Below are 24893 nucleotides of genomic sequence, written 5' to 3' on the forward strand. Positions count from 1 at the left end.
ACAACCGTCCGCTGGATCAAGGGAGATCGCGCCATGGCGGAGACGACGGAGAGCGGGCTGCCGGAGGAGAACGGGCTGCCGAAGGGGTTCCGCAGCGCCGAGTACGGCTGGCCGGAGCTGGACCGCATCCCGCATCCGGCGCGCCGGCTGCCGCTGGTCGGTGACGTGGTGGGGGTGGACCGGCGCCGCCCGCTCCAGGACTCGATGCGCTTCGGGCGCGAACTGGGACCGATCTTCCGGCGGCGGGCGTTCGGCAGGGAGTTCGTGTTCGTGGGGGGCGCGCGGCTCGCCGCCGATCTCGCCGACGAGTCGCGTTTCGCCAAGCACGTCGGTCTCGGGGTCGCCAATCTGCGTCCGGTCGTCGGGGACGGGCTGTTCACGGCGTACAACCACGAGCCCAACTGGCAGCTCGCGCACGACGTCCTGGCCCCCGGCTTCAGCCGCGAGGCGATGGAGACCTACCACGGCATGATGCTGTCGGTCGCCGGGCGGCTCACCGCCCACTGGGACGGCGAGCTGGCGGCCGGACGCACCGTGGACGTGCCCGGGGACATGACCAAGCTGACCCTGGAGACCATCGCGCGCACCGGCTTCGGGCACGACTTCGGCTCCTTCGAGCGGGACCGCCCGCACCCCTTCGTCCGGGCGATGGTCGGCACCCTCACCTACGCCCAGCGCCTGAACAGCGTGCCCGGACCGCTGGCACCGCTGCTGCTGCGCAGCGCCGCCCGGCGCAACGCCTCCGACATCGCCCATCTCAACCGCACGGTGGACGCGCTGGTGGCGGCGCGGCGCGGCTCCGGCTCCAGCTCCGGCAGTGGCGGCTCCGGCAGTGGCGGCTCCGGCGGGGGCAGCGGGGACCTCCTCGACCGGATGCTGGAGACCTCCCACCCCGTCACCGGGGAGCGGCTCTCGGCGGAGAACGTCCGCAAGCAGGTCATCACCTTCCTGGTCGCGGGGCACGAGACGACCTCGGGCGCGCTCTCCTTCGCCCTCTACTACCTCGCCCGGCACCCGGAGATCGCCGCCCGCGCCCGCGCCGAGGTGGACCGCGTCTGGGGCGACACCCCCGAGCCGGGCTACGACCAGGTCGCCAAGCTGCGCTACGTGCGCCGGGTCCTGGACGAGTCGCTGCGGCTGTGGCCGACCGCGCCCGCCTACGCCCGTGAGGCCACCCGGGACACCGTGCTGGCCGGGGAGCACCCGATGCGCCGGGGCGCGTGGGCGCTGGTCCTGCTGCCGCTGCTGCACCGCGACCCCGAGGTGTGGGGCGAGGACGCCGAGCGCTTCGACCCGGACCGTTTCGACGCCAAGGCGGTTCGCGGTCGGGCGCCGCACACCTTCAAGCCGTTCGGCACCGGCGCGCGGGCCTGCATCGGCCGCCAGTTCGCGCTGCACGAGGCGACGCTCGTGCTCGGTCTGCTGCTGCGCCGCTACGAGCTGCGGGCCGATCCCGGCTACCGGCTGGAGGTCACCGAACGGCTGACGCTGATGCCGGAGGGGCTGCGGCTGGGGCTGGAGCGGCGGGGACCGGTGGCGGCGGGCGTCTCGGTGGGACGTGCGGAGGGGGCGGGTTGCGGGTCCGAGTCCGTCGCGTCGGGGGCTGGTTCCGGGGCGAGGTCCGCCGCGGCGGGCTCCGGTTCAGCCGGTTGTCCAGTGCACCGGGCGGACCAGTGACCCCGGCAGCCGCGTCCCCGGGCCGCCCTTGGCCGCGTTGAGCTGCGGCTGGGTGACGAAGAGGGCGCCGGTGAGGTCGGCGTCGGTCAGATCGGCGTCGCGCAGGTCGGCGCCGATCAGATCCGCGCCCCGCAGATCGGCGCCGGTGAGGTCGGCCGCTATCAGACAGGCACCGCGCAGAGTGACCCCGCGCAGATCGGCGTCCTTGAGTCGGGCGCCGATCAGATTGGCACCCCGGCCGTCCTTGCCCTTCTTCCGGCCGACTCCGTGCCTGGCCGACTCGCTGACGCGCAGCAGGAGTTGAGCCACCGCGTGCCAGTGGGCGTCGAGATCGAGCGCGGCCAGCGCCTCGGCGTCCTCCCCCGCCAACTCCTCGGTCCGCTCCCGTGCTTGCCGCAGCTCGGCGTGCAACGGCCGGGCGGCGTCGAGGTCCAGTGCCTCGGCGAGGTACCAGAGCAGCTCGTGCAGTCGGCGGACCACGGGGAACACGTCGAACATCAGCCGCGCCTCCGCCCGTTCGGCGCCGCGCCAGTCCCGCCCGCCGAAGGTGACCTGGGAGACGCGCTGTCCCGCGCCGAAGCAGTCGTAGACCGTGCAGCCGGTGAAGCCCCGCTCGCGCAGCCCGGCGTGGATCCCGCAGCCGTGGTCCGTGCGCAGGTGGGGGCACGGTTTCCCGGCGGGCTTGTCCAGGGCGAAGCCGGAGGAGGCGGCGAACGGCAGCGCGACACAGCACAGCGCGAAGCAGCGCGCGCAGTCGGCGCGCAGGGCGGAGCGGTCGGTCGTACGTTCGTGATCCGGCATGGCGGCAGTGTACTGACCTGCTGACCTGCGGGGCTTTTCGTTTTTCGCGGGGCCCGACTGGCTAGGCTGCCAGGGTCCGCCCGCCGAGAGGGAGCCGAGCCCCGAGGAGCCGCGATGCGTGTCGCCCTGTTCCTGACCTGTGTCAACGACACGCTCTATCCGGACACCGGGCGCGCCGTGGTGAGACTGCTGACCAGACTCGGTGTCGACGTGGACTTCCCCGTGGCGCAGACCTGTTGCGGCCAGGCGCACTACAACACCGGCTACCGGCACGAGACCGAACCGCTGGCCCGGCACTACGCCGAGGTCTTCGGGGAGTACGACGCGATCGTGACCCCCTCCGGCTCCTGTGCGGCGATGGTGCGCGAGCTGTATCCGCGCCTGGGCGAGCGGGCGAGCGCCGAGGGGCGCGGCGGCGGACTCACGGCCACGCTCGCCCCGGTGATCCCGAAGACGTACGAGCTGACGGAGTTCCTGGTGGACGTGCTGGGGGTGACCGACGTGGGCGCCTGGTATCCGCACACGGTGACCTATCACCCCACCTGTCACGGTCTGCGCTCGCTCGGTCTCGGTGACCGTCCGCGCAGGCTTCTCCAGGCTGTCGAGGGGCTGGAGTTGATCGAGCTGCCGGGCGCCGACGAGTGCTGCGGGTTCGGCGGCACCTTCTCGGTCAAGAACGCGGACGTGTCGGCGGCGATGGGCGCGGACAAGGTGCGCAACGCCGAGTCGACCGGCGCCGAGGTGCTGTGCGCGGCCGACAACTCCTGCCTGATGCACCTCGGCGGCACGCTGAGCCGGTCGGGTTCGGAGCTGCGCCCGGTGCACCTCGCGGAGATCCTGGCGAGCACGGAGGAGGACCCGTCCGTATGAACACGACGTCCCTCGGCATGCCCGCCTTCCCCAAGGCGGCACGCGAAGCGCTCAACAACCGCACCCTGCGCGGGAATCTGCGGCACGCCACCCACACCATCCGCGCCAAGCGGGCCAGGGCCGTCGCGGAGGTGTCCGACTGGGCGGAGCTGCGCGAGGCGGGCGAGCGGATCAAGGACCATACGCTGCGCCATCTCGACGGCTATCTGGAGCAGTTGGAGGAGTCGGTCACGGCGGCGGGCGGCACCGTGCACTGGGCGGCGGACGCGACAGAGGCGAACCGGATCGTCACCGAACTCGTGCGCGCCACGGGCGAGTCGGAGGTCGTGAAGGTCAAGTCCATGGCCACGCAGGAGATCGAGCTGAACGAGGCTCTGGAGGCGGCGGGCATCCATGCCTACGAGACCGATCTCGCCGAGCTGATCGTGCAGTTGGGCGAGGACCGCCCCTCGCACATCCTGGTCCCGGCGATCCACCGCAACCGGAGCGAGATCCGCGACATCTTCCGCACGAGGATGGCGAGTTGGGGGCGCCCCGCGCCCGAGGGTCTGTCCGACGATCCGGCGGAACTGGCGGAGGCGGCCCGGCTGCATCTGCGGGAGAAGTTCCTGCGGGCCAAGGTGGGCGTCTCCGGCGCCAACTTCATGGTCGCGGAGACCGGCACGCTGGTGGTCGTGGAGTCCGAGGGCAACGGCCGGATGTGCCTGACCCTGCCGGAGACGCTGATCTCGGTCGTGGGCATCGAGAAGGTCGTCCCCACCTGGCGCGACCTGGAGGTGTTCCTCCAGCTCCTCCCCCGCTCCTCCACCGCCGAGCGCATGAACCCGTACACCAGCATGTGGACCGGCACCACCGACGGCGACGGACCCCGCGCCTTCCATCTGGTCCTGCTGGACAACGGCCGCACCGACACCCTCGCCGACGAGGTGGGACGCCAGGCGCTGCGCTGCATCCGCTGCTCGGCCTGCCTCAATGTGTGCCCGGTGTACGAGCGCGCGGGCGGCCACGCCTACGGCTCGGTCTACCCCGGTCCCATCGGCGCCGTCCTCAGCCCTCAACTCCGGGGCACGGCAAGCGAGATCGACGCCTCCCTGCCGTACGCGTCCTCGCTGTGCGGAGCCTGCTACGAGGTGTGCCCCGTCGCCATCGACATCCCCGAGGTGCTGGTCCATCTGCGCGAGCGGGTCGTCGAGGGCGGTCCGGCGGTGCGGGACGGCAACCGGGTGGTGCTCAAACCCGCCAAGGGGCACGCCGCCGAACGCGCCGCCATGCGCGCGGCGGGCTGGGCGCTGGCCCGTCCCGGTGTGCTGCGGACCGGGCAGCGGCTGGCTTCCCGCACCCGCGGTTTCCGCCCGCGCACGCTGCCCGGACCCGGCCGCGCCTGGACGGCGACCCGCGATCTGCCGGCCGTACCGGCCGAACCCTTCCGGGACTGGTGGCTGCGCACGCGCGGCGGAAAGGACGGCGCCCGATGAGCGCCAGGGAACGGGTCCTCGGCCGGGTGCGCCGCGCGCTCGCGGACGTGCCGCCGGACGACACCCCCTACGACCGGGCGATCCCCCGCCCCTACCTCCGCGAGCACGGCGAGCGCACCGCCGAGGAGACGGTGGAGTTGCTGGCGGAGAACCTGGCGGACTACCGGGCGGTCGTCCACCGCTGCACGGAGGACGAACTGCCGTCGCTCATCGACCGGTTGCTCACCGAGCGTGGCTCGCGGTCCGTGCTCGTCCCGGACGGGCTGCCGACGGAGTGGCTGTCCGCCACCGACACGACTCGCGTCGCGGACCGGGCGGCGAGCACGCCGTACGAGCTGGACGCGGTGGACAGCGTGGTGACCGGCTGCGCGGTCGCCCTCGCGGAGACCGGCACGATCGTGCTGGACGCCGGGCCGGGGCAGGGGCGCCGCCGGATCACCCTGGTCCCCGATCACCACATCTGTGTCGTCCGCGTCCCCGCGCAGGTCGTGGCGTCCGTGCCGCAGGCGCTCGAACGGCTCTCCCCCACCCGCCCGTCCACCTGGATCTCCGGTCCCTCGGCGACCAGCGACATCGAGCTGGACCGGGTGGAGGGCGTGCACGGACCGCGCACGCTTGAGGTTGTCCTCGCCGGGGTCATCCCTTCGGTCGGCGGGACCGGGCGGGCGGAGGGGAGCGCGGCTAGCGTGGGGGAATGATCCGGTTCGAGCAGGTCACCAAGCGCTACCCGGACGGCACGACCGCCGTGGACGGGCTGTCGTTCGAGGTGGCCGAGGGCGAACTGGTCACGCTCGTCGGTCCCTCCGGCTGCGGCAAGACGACCACCATGATGATGGTGAACCGGCTCATCGAGCCCACCTCGGGGCGGATCACGGTGGGCGGCGAGGACATCGCCCGCGTGGACCCGGTGCGGCTGCGCCGCCGTATCGGCTACGTCATCCAGCAGGTGGGGCTCTTCCCGCACCGCACGGTCCTCGACAACACCGCGACCGTGCCCACCCTGCTCGGCTGGAAGCGGACCAGGGCACGGGCGCGCGCCGCCGAACTCCTCGACCTGGTCGGGCTCGACCCGAAGACGTACGGCTCCCGCTACCCGGAACAACTCTCCGGCGGGCAGCGGCAGCGGGTTGGGGTGGCGCGGGCGCTCGCGGCGGATCCGCCGGTGCTGCTGATGGACGAGCCGTTCGGCGCGGTGGACCCGGTGGTGCGCGAGCAGTTGCAGGACGAGTTCCTGCGGATGCAGGAGGCAGTGCGCAAGACGGTGCTGCTGGTCACGCACGACATCGAGGAGGCGGTACGGCTCGGGGACCGGATCGCGGTGTACGGGGAGGGGCGGATCGAGCAGTTCGACACGCCCGGCGCGGTGCTGGGGGCGCCCGCGACCTCGTACGTCGCCGGTTTCGTCGGCGCCGACCGGGGGCTGAAGCGGCTGTCGGTCACCGAGATCGAGCCGGACGACCTCGAACAACCCCTGGTGGCCCGCCCCGACGAGCCCGCCGCACGCGCCCTGGACCGGCTGCGTGCCGAGGGGGCGCGCTGGGCGGTGGTCCTGGACGCGGACGGGAATCTGCACGGCTGGGTGGGCATCGACGAGCTGGCCGCCGGGGGCACGGTCGGGGACCTGGCCCACCGGATGACGGCGTGGGTGCCGGTGGGCGCGCCGCTGAAGCAGGCGTTCGGGGTGATGCTCCAGTACGACGCCGGGTGGGTCGCGGTCCTCGACGGGGCGCGCTTCCTGGGCGTGCTGACCCCGGCGAAGCTGCACGAGGCGCTGCGGCGGTCGGTGGACGCGGACGCGCTGGGGGTGGCGCGGGGTCAGGTGCGGTTCGACTCGGTGGCGGACGCGTGAGGGGTGCTTCGGCGGGGGCGTGCGGTCACTTGATCAGGCCCTTGTCCTTCAGATAGGTGCGGGCCACGTCGGCGGGGAGCCGCCGCCAACTGTCGACCTGGCGGTTCATGTCGGCGAGGTCCTGGGTGGTGAGGACGTCGTTGAGTTTGTCGAGGGCATCGGCGACGCGGGGGCTGCCCGCGCGGGCGCGGTTGACGACCGGGACGATGTAGTCGGCGTTCTGGAGGTGCTTGTCGTCGGCGAGCAGGACCAGTCCGAAGGAGTCGAGAGTGGCGTCCGTGGTGGTGGTCAGCACCATCTGGTCGCGTCCCGACTGCACGGCGCGCTTCGCCTGTGTGGTGCCGACACCCTTGGGATCGACGCCGGTGATGTGGATGCCATACACCTTCTTCAGCCCGGGTGCGCAATATGGGCGCCGCACACACTCGTCCCCGGCGGCCAGGCGCACCTTCAGTCCGGAGGCGCCGAGGTCGCTGAGGGTCTTGAGGTGGTGCTCGCGGGCGTAGGAGGCGCGCACGGCGAAGGCGTTCTGGTCCACGGCGCGGCCGGGCGGGAGGACGGTGAGCCCGCGCGGGGCGGCGAGGGCGCGCAGGGACTTCATCGTGGTGTCGAGGTCGGGCGATCCGGCCGGGGGCGCGTCGGCGCCGTGCTTCTTGGCGTTGAGCCAGTCCGCGAGGGTGGCGGCGTACTCGGGTACGACGTCGATCTGCCCCGATTCCAGGGCGGGTTCGTACAGTTCGCGGTTGGCGACGGTGATCATCGAGGTCTGGTACCCGGCGTGGTCGAGCAGTTGGGCGTACATCTGGGCGAGCAGATCGCTCTCGGTGAACCCGGCCGAGCCGATGGTGAGGTGGTGGCTGTCGCCGGGCGAGGCGGTGACCTGGCCGCGGTTCTCGAGGGAGGGTCCGGAGGCACAGCCCGCGAGGGCACAGAGCAGGGCGGTGGCGGTGGCGGTCGCTGCCGTACGGCGTCTCATCGCCCGGCCCGGGCCCAGGTGGGCGCCAGCCGCTCCACGACCTCGAAGACGGCCTCCACGAGCAGCGCGAACACCGCCACGAGGAGCGCGCCCGCGACCACCTGCGGGGTGCTGGCCAGGTTGAAGCCCGCGGTGATGATCCGGCCGAGTCCGCCGCCGCCCGCGAGCGCGGCGATGGTGGCGGTGGCGACGAGCTGCACCGCGGCGATCCGCACCCCGTTGAGGATCATCGGCAGCGCGAGGGGCACCTCCGCCCGCACGAGGACCTGCCGTCCGGTCATCCCCATGCCCTTCGCCGCCTGGACCACGCCCCGGTCGACCTCGCGCATCCCGACGTAGGCGTTGGTGAGCAGCGGCGGTACGGCGAACAGCACCAGCGCGACCACGGTGGGACCCTCGCCCCACTTCCCGACCGGGGTCAGCAGAAGCAGCACCAGGACGGCGAAAGTGGGGACGGCCCGGCCGACGTTGGAGATGTTGACCGCGAGCGCACCGCCCTTGCCGATGTGACCGAGGACGAGCGCGACGGGCAACGCGATCAGACAGCTCACGACGAGGCAGACGACGGTGAGCACGAGGTGCTGGAGCAGCCGGTGCCACACCCCGTCCTCCCCGCTCCAGTGCGCCGGGTCGGCGAGCCAGTCCCAGGTGGCGGCGAGGGTGCTCACGCGGGGCGCTCCCCGCCGCTCGGCGGTCTCATGCCCGCCCCTTGCGCACCCACGGAGTGATCAGCCACTGCACGCCGAGCAGCAGCAGGTCGGCGGCGACGGCGATGAGCACGCACAGCACGGACGCGGTGAGCACCTGCGCCTTGAAGAAGGTGTTCATCCCGGAGTAGATGAGATTCCCGAGCCCCCCGAACCCGACGATCGCCCCGACCGTGACCAGCGAGACCGCCGACACGGTCGCGATCCGCAGCCCGGCCATCGCCGCGGGCAGCGCGAGCGGCAGCTCCACGGTCAGCAACAGCCGCACCGGCCCGTACCCCAGCCCCCGCGCCGCCTGCCGCGTCTCCTCCGGCACCGCCCGCAGCCCGGCCAGGATGTTCCGCACGAGCAGCGTCAGCGAGTACAGCACCAGCCCGGCGACGACGAGTGTCGCGGAGAGCCCGTACACCGGCAGCAGCAAGGAGAACATCGCCAGCGAGGGAATCGTGTACAGCACGGTGGTGATGGCGAGCACCGGCCCGGCAGCCCACCCCCACCGCCGCGCCACCACCGCCAACGGCACGGCGATGACCAGCCCGATGACCACGGACAACGCCGTCAACTCAAGATGCTGCACCACCGCGTCGACCAGAATCTGCCGCCGACTGCTCAGATAGGCACCACAGATCCACTCGTTACGCGCGAGACAGTCGTCGGGGGGCGCGGTCACCCGTCCATTGCAGCGGGCGGGGTCGCGGGCGGCGCGTTGAGGTGGGCCGGATGGGGGGCGGGCTGCTCGACCCGCCCCCGAGCGTGCTTATCCGGCGGAGATCCCCGTGCCCGACGCCGCTCCCTTGCGCCCCGCCCCCGCGACCACCAGCAGCCCGCCGAGCATCGCCGCGTTCTTCAGGAACTGGGTGCGCTGGGCCTTGCGCTGGGCGGGGTCCTCGATGGTCCAGAAGGGGTGTCCGGCGTAGGTGGTCGGGATCAGGGAGCCGGCCAGGGCGAGGGCGGAGGTGCGGGGGAACAGGCCGATGGCCAGGGCGGCTCCGGCGCCGGTCTGGACGGCGCCGTTGACGCGTACGAGCAGTTCGTCGTCCTTCGGCAGCGGGACGACCTTGCGGATCTCTTCCAGCGCCGGACCGGCGAGCCTCGCCAGTGCGGCGGGGTCGCGCACGGCGCCGGAGCCGAACACCGCGAAGGATCCGCCGAGCAGCGCGCCACCGAGCCTACCGAGGATGTTCATGCCACTCACTTTCCCTAGGGGTACGGACGTTCATGCTACGCAGTCCCGTTCGCGTCGGCCCCGCGGTTGCCCGCGCCCCTCGCGCGGCGGAGATATAGCCTCGAAAAGGCGGTAATCGGCCCGAAGGGGATGGTCATGAGCGATCAGGGACTGTTCGAAGACGACGCCGAGACCCGACGGCAGGAGCGGGCAGCCGTCGATCAGCCGCTGGAGCCACGGGTGGGTCCCGCGCCGAAGGGGGCGCCGGTCTCGAAGCCGTACACGCACCCGGCGGCGGGCTGGGGCGCGGCCAAGGCCGTCACCGAGGTGCTGGTCGAGGAGCGCGAGGTCGTGCTGGGCTCGCTCGAGATGCTGAAGATGAACCAGGAGGACAGCGGCGGTTTCGACTGTCCGGGCTGCGCGTGGCCCGACACCAAGGGGCTGGCGCTTGACCTGTGCGAGAACGGCATCAAGCACACCACGTGGGAGATGACACGCAAGCGGGTCACCCGCGAGTTCTTCGCGAGCCACTCCGTCACCTCGCTGTTCGACTGGAACGACCACGACCTGGAGGCGGAGGGACGGCTGACCGAGCCGATGGTCTACGACCCGGAGACCGACCACTACGTGCCGATCTCCTGGGCGGACGCCTTCAAGCTGTTCGGCGACAGCGTCCGCGCCCTGGAGAGCCCGGACCAGGCGGCGTACTACACCTCGGGACGGCTGGGCAACGAGGCGTCCTTCCTCTATCAGCTCATGGCACGCGAGCTGGGCACCAACAACCAGCCGGACTGCGCCAACATGTGCACGGAGGCGGGCAGTCGGGCGATGCTCGCCTCGCTCGGCACCGGCAAGGGCACCGTCGACCTCACGGACTGGGAGGCAGCGGACGCCGTCTTCGTGGTCGGCATCAACGCCGCCTCCAACGCGCCTCGGATGCTCACCCCGCTGGCGCAGCTCTACCGCAGGGGCAAGAAGGTCGTCCACATCAACCCGCAGGTGGAGGCGGGCGCGACCCGCACGATCATCCCGCACGAGATCCTGGCGATGGCGACCTTCCACGCCACCCCGACCAGCAACCTCAACATCCAGCCGCGCTCGGCGGGCGACATGGCGCTGATGCGCGGCATCGCCAAGGCAACCCTGGAGATGGCCGAGAGCGACGAGCACGCGATCGACCGGCTGTTCCTGGAGCGGCACACCGAGGGGTTCGAGGCGTACCGGCGGGTGGTCGAGGCGACCTCCTGGGAGGAGATCGTCCACCAGTCGGGCGTGGCCAAGCAGGACATCCTCAAGGCGGCCGTGATCTACCGCGAGGCGGACCGGTCGATCATCACCTGGGGTCTCGGCGTCAACCAGCACGAGCACGCCGTCGACACCATCCGCGAGATCGTCAACGTCCTGCTGCTGCGCGGCAACATCGGTCGCGAGGGCGCCGGTGCCGCGCCCAACCGGGGTCACAGCAACGTGCAGGGCAACCGCACCTGCGGCATCACCAACATCCCCGACCCGGAGTTCCTCGACAAGCTCGCCGAGGTCTGCGGGATCGACCCGCCGCGCAAGGAGGGGCTTGACGTCGTCGGCACCATCGAGGCGATGGACCGGGGCGACATCAAGGTCTTCGTCGGCATGGCGGGCAACTTCGCGCTCGCCTCGCCCGACACCCGGTTCACCTACGCGAGCCTGCGGAAGGTGGACCTGACGGTCTACGTCAGCACGAAACTCAACCGCAGCCATCTCGTCCACGGCAGGCGCGCGCTGATCCTGCCGTGCCTGGGGCGCACCGAGAAGGACGTCCAGCGGGGCACACCGCAGCGGATCTCCGTCGAGGACGGCGATTCGATGGTCCACCTCTCGCAGGGCAACCAGCACCCCGCCTCGCCGCAGTTGCTCTCCGAGCCCGCGATCATCGCCGGTCTCGCACGGGCGGCGCTGCCCGACTCGCGGACCCCGTGGGAGTGGTACGTCGAGGACTACGACCGCATCCGGGACACCATGGCGGACGTGCTGTACGGCTTCGAGGACTTCAACCGGCGGGTCCGGCTGCCGATGGGGTTCCGGATCAAGCAGCCCGCCCGGGAGCTGGTCTTCCTCACCCCGTCCGGGCGCGCCGAGTTCTCGCACGCCCCGCTGCCCGACGTGGTGCCGCGCGCGGGACGACTCGTCCTGGGCGCGATGCGCTCCCACGACCAGTGGAACACCACGATCTACACCGACAACGACCGCTACCGGGGCATCCGCAACCTCCGCACGCTCGTCTTCATGAACGGCGACGACATGCGCGAACGCGGTCTGGAGGAGTTCCAGCCCACCGTGATCACGGCCCATGCGAAGGACGGCACGGTGCGCACGCTGCGGGGCTTCCTCGCGGTCGAGCACGACATCCCGCGCGGCGTCACCGCGGGCTACATGCCGGAACTGAACCAGCTCCTCTCGATCAGCGACTACAGCGCGCAGAGCGACCAGCCGCTGATGAAGCAACTGGACGTCACGATCGAAGCGGCGGGCTGACGGCGCGGAGGGCGCGGGACCCCTGGAGACCGGGAGCGCCCCACGTGTGGATCCTTCACATGTGGGGCGCTCCCATGTGGGGCGCTCCCATATAGAGGCGCTCCTATGTGCGGCGCCTCTATATGGCCCCCTCACATGAGTGCCTCGAAGTCCACCTCCTGCGGCACCATCCGCTGCTCCGACCAGATCGTCTTGCCGTTGCGGCCGTAGCGGCTGCCCCAGCGGGTGGAGAGCTGGGCGACGAGGAAGAGACCGCGACCGCCCTCGTCGCTGAGCCCCGCGCGGCGCAGGCGGGGCTGGGTGTTGCTGGGGTCGGTGACCTCGCAGACCAGGACGTCGTCGCGGATGAGGCGGAGTCCGACCGGGGCTCCGGCGTAGCGGACGGCGTTGGTGACCAGCTCGCTGACGATCAGCTCGGTGGTGAAGACGAGGTCGTCCAGCCCCCACTCGGTGAGCTGCCGCTTGGCGGCCTGGCGGGCGTCGGACACCACGGACTCGTCCGCGCCGAACTCCCAGCTCGCGACGGAGTCCTCGGGGATGGCGCGGGCGCGGGCGAGGAGCAGGGCGATGTCGTCGCGCGGCGGGGTCTGGCCGAGGTCCGCCTGGAGCAGTCTGCTCGCCTCCACCAGGCTCTGTCCGGGGCGGCACGAGGTGGCGAGCCGGTGGGTGAGCCAGCGCAGCCCCGCGTCGAGGTCGCCGCCGTACCGGTCGAGGAGTCCGTCGGTGTAGAGGGCGAGGACGCTGCCGGGCTCCACGTCGGCGGTGATGGTCTCGAAGGGCATCCCGCCCACGCCGAGCGGCGGTCCCGGCGCGAAGCGGAGCATCCGGGTGGTGCCGTCGGGCCGTACCTCGACGGGTGGCGGGTGCCCTGCTCCGGCCATGACGCAGCGGCGGGCGACGGGGTCGTAGACGGCGTACAGACAGGTCGCTCCGGCGGGCTTGCCCCATTCGGTGTCCTGACCGAGCCGCCGTACGAGGTCGTCGAGGTGGGTGAGGAGTTCGGAGGGGTCGAGTTCGAGGTCGGCGAGGGTGCGGACGGCGGTGCGCAGACCGCTCATCGCGGCGCTGGCGTCCAGCCCGTGTCCGACCACGTCCCCGGCGACCAGGGCGACCCGGAAGGAGGGCAGCGGGATGACGTCGTACCAGTCGCCGCTGATGTCGGCGCCGCCGCCCGCGGGCAGATAGATGCCCGCCGTCTCGGCGGCAGGTCCCTCGGTGGTGGCCGGGGGCAGCAGGCGGCGCTGGAGGGTGAGGGCGGTGCGGCGCTCGCGGGTGTAGCGGCGGGCGTTGTCGACGCTGAGGGCGGCCCGGGAGGCGATCTCGCCGAGCAGTTCGGCGTCCTCCGACTCGAAGGGGTCGCGGTCCCCGGTGCGCCAGACCGTGACGGACCCGAGCACCAGACCGCGCGCGAACAGCGGCGCCCACAGACCCGAGCGCCCGTCCTCGGGGACGAAGCGGTGCACCAGGTCGGGGTCGCCCAGGACGTCGGTGACCGTCTCGGGGTCCAGGACGACGGGTCGGCCGCGCTGGATGTCGCCCAGTTCGGGGGTGTACGGCAGCGGGGGGATCGCCTCGCCGGGCTGGAAGACGTCGGCGGTGCCCTCGTCGGGGGTCACGACGACCCGGCACAGATGCAGGTCTCCCCCACCGGCGGCGGGCTTGGCCGGTTCCTCCGTGTTGAGCACGGCTTCGGCGAGGTCGGCCCAGCCCACGTCCCCGAGGGCCGGGACCAGTACGTCCAGCAGGTCCCGTACGGTGCGGGTGACGTCGAGGGAGCCGCCGATGCGGTCGGCGGCGGCGTGCAGCACGTCCAGCCGTCTGCGCACCCGCTGCTGTTCCGGGGTGTCGGCGAACATCGTGACGACGCCGATGGGCGCGCCGTCGGCGTCCTCCACCCGGAAGGCGCACATCGACAAAACGACGTAGCGGTCCGGGTCGTCCGGCGCGCGCATGTGCAGGGTCTTGCCGACCACCGGTTCCCCGGTCTCCAGCACCTGCCGCAGCTCCGTCTCGGCCGACTTGGCGTCCTTGAGGGCGGCCACGTCCGTCAGGCGGCTGCCGCGCGGGAGGGCGGAGCCGCCGAACATGCCGGAGGTGATGTTGGTCCACACCACGGTGAGGTCGGTGTCGTGCATGCCGATGCCGAGACGGTCCTGGGAGAGCAGGGCGCGCAGCACATTGGCGTCCGCCTCCCAGTGGCTGACCTGCCGGGTGGGGGCGAGCAGCACCAGTGCCTCGGAGTCGGGTTCGGTCCGCAGGACCCGGAAGCTGACGGCCACCGCGTCACCGCTGCGATGCCGCAGCAGGGCGCGACCGTCCGCCGGGAAGGTCCCGTCGTCGTCGACGCCCGGACACGCGCGGGCCAGCAGATCGCGCAACGACCGTCCGCAGACCTCGTCGGCGGTCCGGCCCAGCAGTTCGGCGGCCGCCGGCGACCAGCGCACCACGGTGCCCCGGTCGTCGAGCACGGCCGTCGCCACTCCGGCGAACGAGAACACATGCCTCTCGGCACCGGCGCTGAACCCGCCCATCCTGCTCCTCCGGCTCGGCGCCCCCGCCTCTCCCACGGTACGACCAACGAGGTGGGAGCGCTTTTCGCGACGAGCCGCACGGGGTGCTCGGTGTTCCCGGACCGTCGCGGGGGCGGCGCAGGGGAACGGGGCTGGGCTCAGGCCGTCAGAAGGCTCAGCACCTGGCGGTGGGCGGAGACCACCGCGCGCCGGGACTCGTCCGTGGGGTCGGCCACGTCGAAGCCGTGCTGCCCCGAGGGGACGTCGACCGTGACGACAAGGGTGTCCGCGTCGCGCGCGGCGGAGAGGAACGCCGCCACCGTGTCCGCGATCGGTTCGTACTCCTGGCCCACCCGGGTGAGGACGACCGGAAGCTCCCCGGCCGAGCGGACGGCCGTGACGGGACGGAAGCGCGCGTCGACCGCGTTCCAGCCGGGCAGCGGCGCGAGCACCGGGTAGCTCGCGGCGACGCAGCGCAGCCAGGGCGGCGGCGCGGCGAGCCAGTCGCTCATGAGAAGTCCGCCGCCCGAGAAGAACCACAGGGCGATCCGGTCGGCGTCCACCCGGGGATGCGCCCGGACCAGGTCGACGGCGGCGGCGAGGTCGGCGGCGGCCCGCGCGTAGTCGGTCAGCGCGTGCAGACCGTGGTCCACGGTCACGCCGACCACGCCCTGGCTCGCCGCGTACCGGGCGTGGCCGGTGTAGAGCGGCCAGTCGCGCGGGGTGGGCCGCTGGGCGGCGGGGACCGGGCCGCCGTGGACGAAGACGACGGCGGGCCGGGGCGTGTCCGCGTCCACGTCCACGTCCGCGTCGGGCGGGGCGTCGGGCAGGCAGAGGTCGACCCGACCCGTGCGCTCACGCGGTCGCTCGGGCACGTCGAGCACGAACGGCCGTAGATGCGGCGGCTGTTCGTCGGTGTCGACGGTGATCCGGTGCCCCTCACCGGCGGACGCGCGCAGCAGTACGTCGGCCAGTTGGCCGGGGGTGGAGAGCATCGGCCAGTGTCCGGTGGGGAGTTCGAAGAAGGTGACCCGGGGGTCGGCGAGGGCGCGGAACTGCGGTGGTCCGGTGCGGACGAGGGTCTCGGCCATGGCGATGGTCATCCCGGAGGCGGTGCAGAAGATCCCGGTGCTGGGCAGCTCGGCCGACGCCCCGGTGAGCCGCAGCGGCTGGAGAAGGGTGCCGGACGGCTGCGGCGCGGCGTACCGGTCCAGTCGGTCCAGCGCGCTCGCGGACAGCCCGGCCGTGCTGCCCCAGCGGTCCCAGTCGCCCGGCTTCGGCACCGGGACGCTCCCGCCGGGCTCGGCGAGCAGCCGTTCGCGCGTCTCCTGGTCGGGTACGAGGGCGAGCGCCGTGTCACCGTCCTGCGGCATCCCGGCGTCGAGGTGCACGACGCGGGAGATCCGTCCGGGGCGCCGGTCGGCGGCGCCGAGCACCGGATGGATGGCGTAGTCGTGGCCGACGAGGACCAGCTCGGACGCGTCGAGGCCGTCGATCAGCCGTACGACGTCCTCGATGTGCGTCTCCAAGTCGACTCCTGGTCCGGCCAGTTCACGGTTCTCGCCCAGACCGGTGAGGGACAGCGGATGCGTGTGCGCCCCTGCCTCGCGCAGCCGTGCGGCGGTCTCCCGCCAGATCCAGGCACCGGTGAAGGGGCCGGAGACCAGTACGAACGCCGTCATGATCGTCTCCCTGTGGGGTGGTGGTCCGCGCGGACTGCCGTACCGGAGGGGCACATCGGCTGACCGCGCTCGCGGGTACCGTAGGAACTCCCCCTGAGGGAGATTCAAGGCATGTCCCCTGAAGGCTTGTTGAGCATCGGCGAGCTGGCGGAGCGCGCGGGTGTCACCGTGAAGACGGTCCGCTTCTACTCCGATCTCGGCCTGCTGCCCGAGGCGTCCCGCAGCGGCGGCGGTCATCGGCGTTACGGTCCCGAGGCGCTGGACCGGCTGCGGCTGATCCGCTCACTGCGCGCGCTCGGTCTGCCGGTTCCGGAGGTGGGCCGGGTGCTCGACGAGGGCGACGGGCTGACCGGGTCCCTGGAGAACGCCCTTGACGCCCGTCTGCGCGAACTCGGCTCGGAGATGGCGGCGTTGAGGTGGCGGGAAGCTGCCCTCCAGCTCGTCCGGGACTGTCCGGCCGAGGAGCGCGCCGAGCGGCTCCGGTTGGTCGGGGCGGTGTCCGCGCCGCCCAGTACCGCTGCGCTCGCGCGCTTCTGGCGCGGGGCGCTGCCCGCCCGGCTGTCGTCCCGGCTGCGCTCGGTGATCCTCGACCACGCGGTCCCCCGGCCACCGGTCGATCCGACGCCCGCGCAGGTGCTTGCCTTCGCCCGGCTGCACGCCATCGCCACCGCCCCCTGTCCGGCGGGCGACCCGCGCCGCCCCGCCCGCCACCGCACCGACGCGGACTGCCGTCCCGATGTGCTCTACGACGGACTCTTCGACGCCTACAACCTGGCCGCCGCCGACCTGCGCACCGGCCGTACCCCCGACCGGGGGCAGGCTCTGGACTGCTTCGTCACCGCCCACGCCACCGCGCGCGATCTGCCGGACACCCCCGCCTTCCGCCGCCGCCTCGACACCCTGCTGACCCGCGCCGCCGACCCGATGATCGACCGGTACTGGGAACTGACCGGCGTCCTCACCCCGTCCCCGGACCCGACCCTCGGCGCCGTGCACGAGTGGCTGCGGTCCGCGCTGAGCGCCGACGTCGCCCGGTCGGCGGGCTGAGCGGCCGGGGCAGCGCTCACCCGCGCCGTCGTGCATGCGGTCGTGCATGCCGTCGTGCATGCGGTCAGCCCGGCTCCGGTACGACGGCGACCGGGCACCGCGCATGGTGCAGCACCCCATGGGTGACCCGCCCGAGGTGGTCGTCGCCCCCATGTGCGCCCGCGCTACCTGTGCCGACCACCAGCAACGCGGCGTCACGGGCGGCGGCGAGCAGGGTGTCCCGGGCCGGCCCCTCGACCGCACGGCGGCGTATCCACAGGTTCTCCGGTGCGTCGCGCAGCGCTGCCTCCAGCGTCTCCGCCGCCTGCTGTTCCTGGGCGTGGGCGGGCGTTCCGGCGAGCAGGGGGTGTGCGGCGGGCGCGTGCCGGGGGCGGTGCCAGGACCGTACGGCTTCCAGGGGGACACCCCGCAGCAGGGCCGCCTCGACGGCGAACCGGACGGCGGCGGTCGAGCCCTCCGGCGGCTCGGCGACCCCCACGACGACGCGGCCGGGTGCGGGCGGCTCCCCCTGTGGCCCACGCACATGTGGTCCACGCACATGTGCTCCGCGCACGACGATCACCGGGCAGTGGGTGCGGCACGCCACCATGGCGCTGACGGAGCCGAGCAGCGTCTCGGCCACGGCGCCCCGGCCCCGGCAGCCCAGGACCAGCGCGAGGGCGCTCCGGCTCTCGCGTACGAGCGCGTACTCCGGTGTCTCCAGGGCGAGACCGACGCCGACCCGCACGCCCGGCTGCCGACGGCGGGCGCGGCGCTCGGCCGCGGCGACGACGGCAGTGCCCTCCTCGGCGGTGTCCGCGTGCGGCTCCCACCAGCAGGCGTGCACGATCCGGAGGGCGGTCCCGCGCAGGGCGGCCTCGTCGGCGGCCCAGTCCAGTGCGGTCAGGCTCGGCTCGGAGCCGTCGACGCCGACGGTGACCGGGAGGTCCACGGCACCGGACGGCCGGTGACCGGCTCCCGTGTCGGCGCTTGTGTCCATCGCCGGGTCTCCTCGCCTCGTAGCTCGGCCGCCGGTCTCTCCAGTCGTCCCTCAAGTCCAGCGTGCGCCTCCCGCCGTCACTGGGGCCGAACAGCCCATACCCGGGGTACCTCAGGTCCCTTTTCCTCCCCGTGTGGCCCGGCACACTGAAGGAAGGGACGATGGCGTCGGCGGCTGTCGACACGCGCGGTGGCCCTGCGCGCCACCCCGGAGGAGGAGGCGAGGGCGATGTCCGTACACGCGAACCCCGTGCACGCGAGCCCGGTTCACGCCATGCCCGTACACACGAGCCCCGTACACGCGAACCCCGTTCTAGCCCGGTCCGACGACATGGAACGGAAGCCACCGGGGCGGACCGCTCCCGGACCCGCTCCCGGACCCGGAGCCGGTCGTGTCGCGGCCCGGTGACCCGCGGCCGGTCGTGGTCGGGGTCGATCCCTCCCCCGATCACCGCATGGCGCTGGCCTGGGCGGCGGACGAGGCGGCCCGGCGCCATGTGCCGTTGCGTCCCGTACTCGCCGAGGGCACCCCGACCCGGGGCGACCGGGAGCGGAAGGTCCCGCCGTCCTGGGAGGGGTGGAACGACCCGCTGCACGAGGAGGGCGAACGGGTCCTGCAGGACGCCGCCGGGTTCGCGACGGCCCACCACCCCCGCCTGGAGGTGGACGCGCTGCTCGCGGAGGGCGAGCCCGTGTGGGTGCTCGGCGAGCAGAGCCGCGACGCCACGGCTGTCGTCCTGGGCTCGCGCCATCTGAGCCGGGCCCAGGAGGTGTTCGGCAACGAGTCGGTCGCCGTGCCGCTCATGGCCCAGGCGCACTGCCCCGTGGTGGTCGTGCCCGAGCCGGAGCACGTCACGCAGGTCCCGGCGTACCTCGTCGTGGGGATCGACGGCAGCGAGCAGTCCGCCGTCGCGGTCGACGTGGCGTTCGAGGAGGCGGCCCTGCGCGGCGCCGAGCTGCACGTCCTGTTCGTCTGGCAGCCCACCACGCTCCGCGTCTTCGACGAGCACGGCTCGCGGCAGGAGTGCCGCCGGATGCTCTCCGAGATCGTGGCCGGGCGCGGTGCCCGGTACCCCGACGTGGTGCTGCGCCACGAACTCGTCGTCGGGGAGCCCGTCAAGGTGCTCACCGAGGCCGCCGCGCACGCGCTGGCGCTGGTCGTGGGCACCCGGGGGCACGGCAGTGTCGCGGGCGCGCTGCTGGGCTCGGTCAGCCAGGGCGTACTGCGCCGCGCGCAGTGCCCGGTCATCGCCGTACCGGCCGCGGCGGCCTGACACACGCACCGGGCGTCGGCGCGAGCGGCGGACCGGGCGCCGACAACCGGGAAGGAAGGTCACCGTGTCCGAGGAAACCGTCGACGAGCGGACCGTCACCGCCCTCGTGGCGGACGCCACGGCGGCCCCGTCACTGCACAACGCGCAGCCCTGGCGGTTCCGTCATCTGCGCGGATCCGGCGTTCTGCGGCTCTACGCCGACCCCGAGCGCGTCCTGCCGCACGGCGATCCGCAGAACCGGGGGCTGCATCTGGGCTGCGGCGCCGCCCTGTTCAACCTGCGCGTGTCCGCCGCCGCTGCCGGGCTCGCACCGGACGTGCGGCTGCTCCCGGACCCGTCCGACGCCGACCTCCTCGCCGAGGTGCGCCTGCGCGGCACCGGGACCCCCGACCCGGCGCTCGCAGAGCTGCACCCCGCCGTGCGCCGTCGGCACTCCAGCCGCCTGCCCTACCACGACCAGGAGATCCCCGCCGACGTACGGGAGGGTCTGTACGCGGCGGCTCGCGCCGAGGGGGCGCAGTTGCTGTTCCCGGGCACCTGGCACGTGCGCTCGGTCCTGGACCTCGTACGGGACGCCGAGGAACGGGAGTTGATGGACGCGGGGGCGCGGGAGGAGATGGCCCGGTGGGCGCACACGGACCCGGGGGACGCGCCGGACGGCATCCCCGCCGAGGCGTTCGGACCGCGCCCGCGCCGCGCCACCTCCTCCATCCGTGACTTCGCCGTGGGGCGCCCGATGCCGGACCGCCCGTGGGCGTCGTTCGAGGAGCGCCCGAACATCGCGTTGCTGGGCACCGCCCACGACGACCCCGCCGACTGGCTCCGCGCCGGACAGGCGCTGGAACGGGTCCTGCTGCGCGCCACCGCCGACGGCCTGGTCGCCTCGGTCACCTCCCAGCCCCTGGAGTGGCCGGAACTCCGCTGGGCGACCCGCGACCCGCTCTCCGCCATGTCCCAGGTCCAGATGGTGCTGCGCATCGGCTACGGCCCGGAGGGGGCGGCGAGTCCCCGGCGTCCGGTGGCGGATGTGCTCGACATCGTGTGAGGCGGGGTGGGAGAGCGGGGTGGCCGCCGAAGAGGTCCTGTGGGCCCGGTGCCTACGACCGCTCCGGTACGACCGCCACCGGGCACTCGGCGTGGTGCAGCAGGGCGTGGGCGACCCGGCCGAGCTGGAGTCCGAAGCGGTCCGTGCGGTGCCGGGCGCCGACGATCACGAGGTCGGCGGCGGCCGAGCGGTCCACGAGCACCTTCGCAGCGGGCCCCTCGACCACAGCCGGGTAGGTGCGGACGCGCGGGAACTCGGCGGACGGCGCCTCGACGGAGGCGGCGAGCAGCGCGGCGGCGCGTTCCTCGTATCCGGCGCCCGACCTGTCGTGGACGGGTCGCCGCCAGGCTCGTACGACGTCCAGGCCGCAGCCGCGCGTCTCGGCCTCCCGGTAGGCGAACTCCAAGGCGCGGGTGCCGGTGTCGGCTTCGCCGAGGCCGAGCAGGATGCGCTCGTGCTCGCCCGCGAGACCCGCGCGGTCGCCCCGGACCACGATCACCGGGCAGGACGCCCGGGCCGCGACGGCGAGTCCGACGGAACCGAGGAGCATGGTCGTGAACGGGCCCCGGCCGCGCGCACCCGTCACCAACGCGAAGGCGTCGTCGCCCGCCCGCACCAGGGCGTCCGCGCCCTCCTGCGGCAGGATCTCGGTGGTCACCTTCACGTCGGGGTCGCGGCGTTCGGCGCGCTCGGCGGCCGAGCCCACGATGTGCTCGGCCAGCACCTGTTCGGAGGGACGGTCCCCGCTCAGCGAGGGCATGCCTCCCTCGTAGCGCTCCCAGAGGGAGCCGTAGAGCAGCTTCAGCGGGAGACCGTGGCGCGCGGCCTCGTCCACGGCCCAGTCGACGGCGCGCAGGGACGAGTCCGAGCCGTCGACTCCCACGACGAGGGGGAGGGTCATGGCGGCCACCGCCTTTCGTGCGGGTGCTGTGTCGGAACCGTCTCCACGGTGGCACGGGCGTCCGCCGGGCCGCGAGGGCGGTTCGGCTCGGGCGGGTGGGACGTTCGGCCCCGGTCGTGCCGGTGCGGGTACGACTCAGCACGCCTCAGCACGTCTCACTACGGCTCAGTACGGCTCAGTACGCCTCGGGAGAGCGCCGGGCGCCGTCCGTACCGCCGGTGAGCCGGGAGTCGACCGCGACGACGCCGTCGACGCCGCGGCAGAGCTGTTCCACGACGGGGATCAGGCTCGCGTCCGCCACGGTGCCGAGGAGGACGACGCGCCCCTCGTGGACCTCGGCCGTGACATCCCTCGGGTCGAAGCCCAGGGTGCGGTCGAGGACGTCGCGGGTGATCTCCTCGCGGATGGCCTCGTCGCGGCGCAGGAAGACCCGCAGCAGATCGGCGCGGCTGACGATGCCGACGAGGCGGTCGGCCTCGTCCACCACGGGCAGCCGTTTGACGTCGCGCGCCTCCATGAGCCGGGCGGCCTCGACCACGTTCCACTCGGGGCGGGCGCACACGGCGGGCGCCGACATCAGCTCCTCGGCGAGGGCGCCCTCGGCCTTGGCCCGCTCCCACGCCTCCAGGTGCGGCGGAGGCGTCCGGCCGGAGGGATCGGCCTGTTCCGCGCTCTTGCGCAGCAGGTCGGCCTCGGACACCACGCCCAGGGGCCGGTCCAGCTCGTCGACCACGGGCACGGCGGTGACGTCGTTCTCCGTCAGGAGCCGCACGAGTTCCTTGAACGGCGTGTCGCGGCCGGCCCGGACGACGTCCCGGCTCATGAGCTCCTCGACCGTTCGGTGGTGCATGGTGCCTCCCGGATGCGGTGCGCCCACCTCGCGGAGGCGGGTCCTCCGCCCGTGCGACGGTGTGCCCCGCGTGGCAGGTTGGATACAGGCACCATTCTGCGGAGAGGGCGGCGATCAGGCGAACCCACACCTCGGGGACCGGACGTCAGGGAAGGTGCCCGCCGGATGTCGGACTGGACATGGGAGTGGACGGGGTACGACCCCGCCGCCGAGCAACTGCGCGAGTCGCTGTGCACGCTGGGCAACGGGTACTTCGCCACACGTGGGGCGCTGGCCGAGTGCCGGGCCGACGGGGTGCACTACCCGGGGACCTATGTGGCCGGCTGCTACAACCGTCTCGAATCGACTGTGGCGGGCCGCCATGTGGTCAACGAGGACATGGTCAATCTGCCGAACTGGCTGCTCCTGAGATTCCGGCTGCGCCCGGCGGAGGGGGCGTGGGGACCGTGGTTCACCCCCGGTCCGCACACGGTGGCGGACCACACCCATGTCCTGGACCTGCGCCGCGGCACGCTCACCCGGACGTTCTCCCACCACATGGGTGCGGGCCATACGCTGAACGTCGAACAGACCCGCCTGGTCCACATGGAGGACCCCCATACCGCCGCGCTGCACACGGTGTTCACGCCCGAGGGCTGGTCCGGCGAGATCGAGATCGAGAGCTGCCTCGACGGCGAGGTGGTCAACGGCAATGTGCACCGCTACGGCACCCTCGACCGCCATCATGTGGCCCACCTCCGCACGGGAGCGCGGGAGCCGGACACGGTCTGGCTCCACTGCCGGACGAGCGCGTCCGACATCGCGGTCGCCCTGGCCGCCCGCACCACCGTCGACGCGGCTCGCGCCCCGGTGTCGTCGGAGCTGCGTCCGGGCCGCCATCGCGCCGTCCACCGTCTGGTCGTGCCGGTCATCTCCGGTCGGCCCGTCACCGTGGACAAGACGGTCGCCCTGCACACCTCCCGGGACTCCGCGATCAGCGATCCCCTCGGCGCGGCGCTGGACCGGGCGACCACAGCCGCGCCGTACCCCGACCTCCTGGAGTCCCACACAGCGGCATGGGAACGGCTGTGGCGGCGCGCCGACATCCAGGTGCCGGGCGAGGCGGGCCGCATCCTGCGCCTGCACCTCTTCCACGTGCTCCAGACCCTGTCCCCGCACACCGCCGACCTGGACGTGGGCGTGCCCGCCCGCGGTCTGCACGGCGAGGCGTACCGCGGCCACGTCTTCTGGGACGAACTCTTCGTCCTGCCCTATCTGACCCTGCACTTCCCCGACGTCTCCCGCGCTCTCCTCGACTACCGCCACCGGCGCCTCCCCCGCGCCTGCCGCGAGGCCGCCGCCGCGGGCCACACCGGGGCGATGTACCCCTGGCAGAGCGGCAGCGACGGCCGCGAGGAGACCCAGCGCCGGCATCTCAACCCCCGCTCGGGACGCTGGCTCCCGGACCACTCCCGTCTCCAGCACCATGTGGGCTCGGCCATCGCGTACAACATCGTCAACTACTGCGAGGCGACCGGCGACACGGAGTACCTGCACACCAAGGGCGCCGAGATGCTGCTCCACATCGCCCGCTTCTGGGCGGACCGCGCGGTGTACGACGCGGAGTTGGGGGCGTACCGCCTGCGCGGGGTGGTGGGCCCGGACGAGTACCACGACGCCTACCCGGACGCGGACCGGCCGGGGCTGGACGACAACACGTACACCAACGTGACCGCCGCCTGGGTCCTCGCCCGCACCCTCGGTCTCCTGCGTCACCTGCCGTCATGGCGCCGCGCGGACCTCTTCGAACGCGCCCGACTGGACCCCGCCGAACTGCCCGCGTGGGACGAGATCTCCCGCCGCCTCCACATCCCGTTCCACGCGGGCGTGATCAGCCAGTTCGCGGGCTACGACGCCCTCGCCGAACTGGACTGGGACGGCTACCGCGAGCGCTACGGCGGCATCCGCCGACTCGACCGCATCCTGGAGGCGGAGGGCGACACCGTCAACCGCTACAAGGCGTCCAAACAGGCCGACGTCCTCATGCTCGGCCACCTCTTCTCCCCCGCCGAACTACGCTCCCTCTTCCGGCGCCTGGGCCACGACCTGGACGACGACCTCTGGCACCGCACCGTCGACTACTACCTCGCCCGCACCAGCCACGGCTCCACCCTCAGTGAACTCGTCCACGGTCTCGTCCTGGCCCGCGCCCGCCGCGCCGACGCCTGGCGGTACGTCCGCGACGCCCTGGAGGCCGACATCGCCGACATCCAGGGCGGCACGACCGGCGAGGGCATCCACCTGGGCGCCATGGCCGGCACCCTCGCGCTGGTCCAACGCGGTCTGACGGGACTGGAAACCCGCGAGGACGCCCTCTGGCTGGACCCCGTCCCGCTGCCCGCCCTCTCCTCCTACAGCTTCTCCCTCCACTACCGCGGCCACTGGGGCATCACCCTCCGCCGCCGCCCCGGTCAACTGGAGCTGGCCGTACCGGAGTCGGAGCAGTCCCCGATCCGGGTGATGCTGGCGGGCCGGTCGGTGACGATCGCTCCGGGGGAGACGTGTGTGCTGGCGGTGGAGGAGGAGGGGTGAGGGG

Annotated in this window: 20 protein-coding genes; 10 read left to right on the forward strand and 10 right to left on the reverse strand. The window is 72.9% G+C overall.

The genetic code is table 11. The features are described 5' to 3' along the window. Positions 1-33: 33 nt before the first annotated feature. Entirely contained in the window at positions 34-1677 is a 1644-nt protein-coding gene (locus IF655_RS06250) for a cytochrome P450 (RefSeq protein ID WP_199582750.1), read from the forward strand. On the opposite strand, the gene IF655_RS06255 is transcribed toward IF655_RS06250, so the two are convergent. Next, positions 1642-2478 (reverse strand): pentapeptide repeat-containing protein, encoded by an 837-nt coding sequence (locus IF655_RS06255; protein WP_199582752.1) that lies wholly within the window; start codon positions 2476-2478, stop codon positions 1642-1644. The genes IF655_RS06250 and IF655_RS06255 overlap by 36 nt on opposite strands. A gap of 114 nt (positions 2479-2592) precedes the next feature. Here IF655_RS06255 and IF655_RS06260 point away from each other — a divergent pair, with 114 nt between their 5' ends. Genes IF655_RS06260 through IF655_RS06275 form a run of 4 tightly spaced genes read left to right on the forward strand, consistent with a single transcriptional unit; the run spans position 2593 to position 6672 of the window. Then, positions 2593-3348 (forward strand): (Fe-S)-binding protein, encoded by a 756-nt coding sequence (locus tag IF655_RS06260; protein WP_199582754.1) that lies wholly within the window; start codon positions 2593-2595, stop codon positions 3346-3348. Continuing rightward, positions 3345-4823 carry a LutB/LldF family L-lactate oxidation iron-sulfur protein gene (locus tag IF655_RS06265; RefSeq protein ID WP_199582755.1) on the forward strand — a complete coding sequence of 493 codons (1479 nt, stop codon included), beginning with the start codon at positions 3345-3347 and terminating at the stop codon, positions 4821-4823. Before IF655_RS06260 ends, IF655_RS06265 begins: the two co-directional genes overlap by 4 nt. Next, the gene (locus IF655_RS06270) at positions 4820-5521 is read left to right on the forward strand and encodes an LUD domain-containing protein (RefSeq protein WP_199582757.1); all 702 of its coding nucleotides are present in this window, start codon (positions 4820-4822) and stop codon (positions 5519-5521) included. The genes IF655_RS06265 and IF655_RS06270 overlap by 4 nt, the downstream gene beginning before the upstream one ends. Continuing rightward, the gene (locus IF655_RS06275; RefSeq protein ID WP_199582759.1) at positions 5518-6672 is read left to right on the forward strand and encodes a betaine/proline/choline family ABC transporter ATP-binding protein; all 1155 of its coding nucleotides are present in this window, start codon (positions 5518-5520) and stop codon (positions 6670-6672) included. Before IF655_RS06270 ends, IF655_RS06275 begins: the two co-directional genes overlap by 4 nt. Positions 6673-6697: 25 nt before the next feature. Here the strand turns inward: IF655_RS06275 and IF655_RS06280 are convergent, their stop codons facing one another. The 4 genes from IF655_RS06280 to IF655_RS06295 form a co-directional block, all read right to left on the reverse strand. Then, positions 6698-7648, reverse strand: a complete 951-nt coding sequence (locus IF655_RS06280) for an ABC transporter substrate-binding protein (RefSeq protein WP_199582761.1) — start codon at positions 7646-7648, stop codon at positions 6698-6700. Then, a complete protein-coding gene (locus IF655_RS06285; protein ID WP_199582763.1) occupies positions 7645-8316 on the reverse strand; it encodes an ABC transporter permease in 672 nt (223 codons plus the stop codon). The genes IF655_RS06280 and IF655_RS06285 overlap by 4 nt, the downstream gene beginning before the upstream one ends. Positions 8317-8344: 28 nt before the next feature. Further along, complete coding sequence (locus IF655_RS06290) at positions 8345-9025, reverse strand: ABC transporter permease (protein ID WP_199582765.1); 681 nt, start codon at positions 9023-9025, stop codon at positions 8345-8347. 87 nt (positions 9026-9112) lie between these two features. Beyond that, positions 9113-9541: a DoxX family protein gene (locus IF655_RS06295; RefSeq protein WP_199582767.1), complete on the reverse strand. Its 429-nt coding sequence runs from the start codon at positions 9539-9541 to the stop codon at positions 9113-9115. A 129-nt stretch (positions 9542-9670) separates the two neighbouring features. Here IF655_RS06295 and IF655_RS06300 point away from each other — a divergent pair, with 129 nt between their 5' ends. Then, positions 9671-12031: an FdhF/YdeP family oxidoreductase gene (locus IF655_RS06300; RefSeq protein ID WP_242488574.1), complete on the forward strand. Its 2361-nt coding sequence runs from the start codon at positions 9671-9673 to the stop codon at positions 12029-12031. Between the two features lie 131 nt (positions 12032-12162). Here the strand turns inward: IF655_RS06300 and IF655_RS06305 are convergent, their stop codons facing one another. Together IF655_RS06305 and IF655_RS06310 are read right to left on the reverse strand one after the other, a co-directional pair. Further along, positions 12163-14562 carry a SpoIIE family protein phosphatase gene (locus tag IF655_RS06305; protein ID WP_199582769.1) on the reverse strand — a complete coding sequence of 800 codons (2400 nt, stop codon included), beginning with the start codon at positions 14560-14562 and terminating at the stop codon, positions 12163-12165. 137 nt (positions 14563-14699) lie between these two features. Beyond that, positions 14700-16223, reverse strand: a complete 1524-nt coding sequence (locus tag IF655_RS06310) for an alpha/beta fold hydrolase (RefSeq protein ID WP_199582771.1) — start codon at positions 16221-16223, stop codon at positions 14700-14702. Positions 16224-16334: 111 nt separating this feature from the next. Here IF655_RS06310 and IF655_RS06315 point away from each other — a divergent pair, with 111 nt between their 5' ends. Beyond that, a complete protein-coding gene (locus IF655_RS06315) occupies positions 16335-17270 on the forward strand; it encodes a MerR family transcriptional regulator (RefSeq protein ID WP_199582773.1) in 936 nt (311 codons plus the stop codon). Between the two features lie 64 nt (positions 17271-17334). On the opposite strand, the gene IF655_RS06320 is transcribed toward IF655_RS06315, so the two are convergent. Continuing rightward, a complete protein-coding gene (locus IF655_RS06320) occupies positions 17335-18249 on the reverse strand; it encodes a universal stress protein (protein WP_199582775.1) in 915 nt (304 codons plus the stop codon). Between the two features lie 391 nt (positions 18250-18640). On the opposite strand from IF655_RS06320, the gene IF655_RS06325 reads away from it, so the two are divergent. Both IF655_RS06325 and IF655_RS06330 read left to right on the forward strand, forming a co-directional pair. After that, positions 18641-19522, forward strand: coding sequence for a universal stress protein (locus IF655_RS06325; protein WP_199582778.1), 882 nt, complete (start codon positions 18641-18643; stop codon positions 19520-19522). 64 nt (positions 19523-19586) lie between these two features. Further along, the gene (locus IF655_RS06330) at positions 19587-20567 is read left to right on the forward strand and encodes a nitroreductase (RefSeq protein ID WP_199582780.1); all 981 of its coding nucleotides are present in this window, start codon (positions 19587-19589) and stop codon (positions 20565-20567) included. Positions 20568-20619: 52 nt separating this feature from the next. Here the strand turns inward: IF655_RS06330 and IF655_RS06335 are convergent, their stop codons facing one another. After that, positions 20620-21468 carry a universal stress protein gene (locus IF655_RS06335; protein ID WP_199582782.1) on the reverse strand — a complete coding sequence of 283 codons (849 nt, stop codon included), beginning with the start codon at positions 21466-21468 and terminating at the stop codon, positions 20620-20622. A 175-nt stretch (positions 21469-21643) separates the two neighbouring features. Next, positions 21644-22318 carry a CBS domain-containing protein gene (locus tag IF655_RS06340; RefSeq protein ID WP_199582784.1) on the reverse strand — a complete coding sequence of 225 codons (675 nt, stop codon included), beginning with the start codon at positions 22316-22318 and terminating at the stop codon, positions 21644-21646. A 165-nt stretch (positions 22319-22483) separates the two neighbouring features. Here IF655_RS06340 and IF655_RS06345 point away from each other — a divergent pair, with 165 nt between their 5' ends. Then, complete coding sequence (locus IF655_RS06345) at positions 22484-24889, forward strand: glycoside hydrolase family 65 protein (RefSeq protein WP_199582786.1); 2406 nt, start codon at positions 22484-22486, stop codon at positions 24887-24889. The last annotated feature ends 4 nt before the right edge of the window (positions 24890-24893 follow it).

Source organism: Streptomyces sp. DSM 110735, from assembly GCF_016482685.1.
GTDB lineage: Bacteria > Actinomycetota > Actinomycetes > Streptomycetales > Streptomycetaceae > Streptomyces.

What these genes read in the sequence shown, in the direction of transcription:
- IF655_RS06250 (WP_199582750.1), top strand. Translation starts at nt 34, where the DNA reads ATGGCGGAGACGACGGAGAGCGGGCTGCCGGAGGAGAACGGGCTGCCG.
- IF655_RS06255 (WP_199582752.1), bottom strand. Translation starts at nt 2,478, where the DNA reads ATGCCGGATCACGAACGTACGACCGACCGCTCCGCCCTGCGCGCCGAC.
- IF655_RS06260 (WP_199582754.1), top strand. Translation starts at nt 2,593, where the DNA reads ATGCGTGTCGCCCTGTTCCTGACCTGTGTCAACGACACGCTCTATCCG.
- IF655_RS06265 (WP_199582755.1), top strand. Translation starts at nt 3,345, where the DNA reads ATGAACACGACGTCCCTCGGCATGCCCGCCTTCCCCAAGGCGGCACGC.
- IF655_RS06270 (WP_199582757.1), top strand. Translation starts at nt 4,820, where the DNA reads ATGAGCGCCAGGGAACGGGTCCTCGGCCGGGTGCGCCGCGCGCTCGCG.
- IF655_RS06275 (WP_199582759.1), top strand. Translation starts at nt 5,518, where the DNA reads ATGATCCGGTTCGAGCAGGTCACCAAGCGCTACCCGGACGGCACGACC.
- IF655_RS06280 (WP_199582761.1), bottom strand. Translation starts at nt 7,648, where the DNA reads ATGAGACGCCGTACGGCAGCGACCGCCACCGCCACCGCCCTGCTCTGT.
- IF655_RS06295 (WP_199582767.1), bottom strand. Translation starts at nt 9,541, where the DNA reads ATGAACATCCTCGGTAGGCTCGGTGGCGCGCTGCTCGGCGGATCCTTC.
- IF655_RS06300 (WP_242488574.1), top strand. Translation starts at nt 9,671, where the DNA reads ATGGTCATGAGCGATCAGGGACTGTTCGAAGACGACGCCGAGACCCGA.
- IF655_RS06305 (WP_199582769.1), bottom strand. Translation starts at nt 14,562, where the DNA reads ATGGGCGGGTTCAGCGCCGGTGCCGAGAGGCATGTGTTCTCGTTCGCC.
- IF655_RS06310 (WP_199582771.1), bottom strand. Translation starts at nt 16,223, where the DNA reads ATGACGGCGTTCGTACTGGTCTCCGGCCCCTTCACCGGTGCCTGGATC.
- IF655_RS06315 (WP_199582773.1), top strand. Translation starts at nt 16,335, where the DNA reads ATGTCCCCTGAAGGCTTGTTGAGCATCGGCGAGCTGGCGGAGCGCGCG.
- IF655_RS06320 (WP_199582775.1), bottom strand. Translation starts at nt 18,249, where the DNA reads ATGGACACAAGCGCCGACACGGGAGCCGGTCACCGGCCGTCCGGTGCC.
- IF655_RS06335 (WP_199582782.1), bottom strand. Translation starts at nt 21,468, where the DNA reads ATGACCCTCCCCCTCGTCGTGGGAGTCGACGGCTCGGACTCGTCCCTG.
- IF655_RS06340 (WP_199582784.1), bottom strand. Translation starts at nt 22,318, where the DNA reads ATGCACCACCGAACGGTCGAGGAGCTCATGAGCCGGGACGTCGTCCGG.
- IF655_RS06345 (WP_199582786.1), top strand. Translation starts at nt 22,484, where the DNA reads ATGTCGGACTGGACATGGGAGTGGACGGGGTACGACCCCGCCGCCGAG.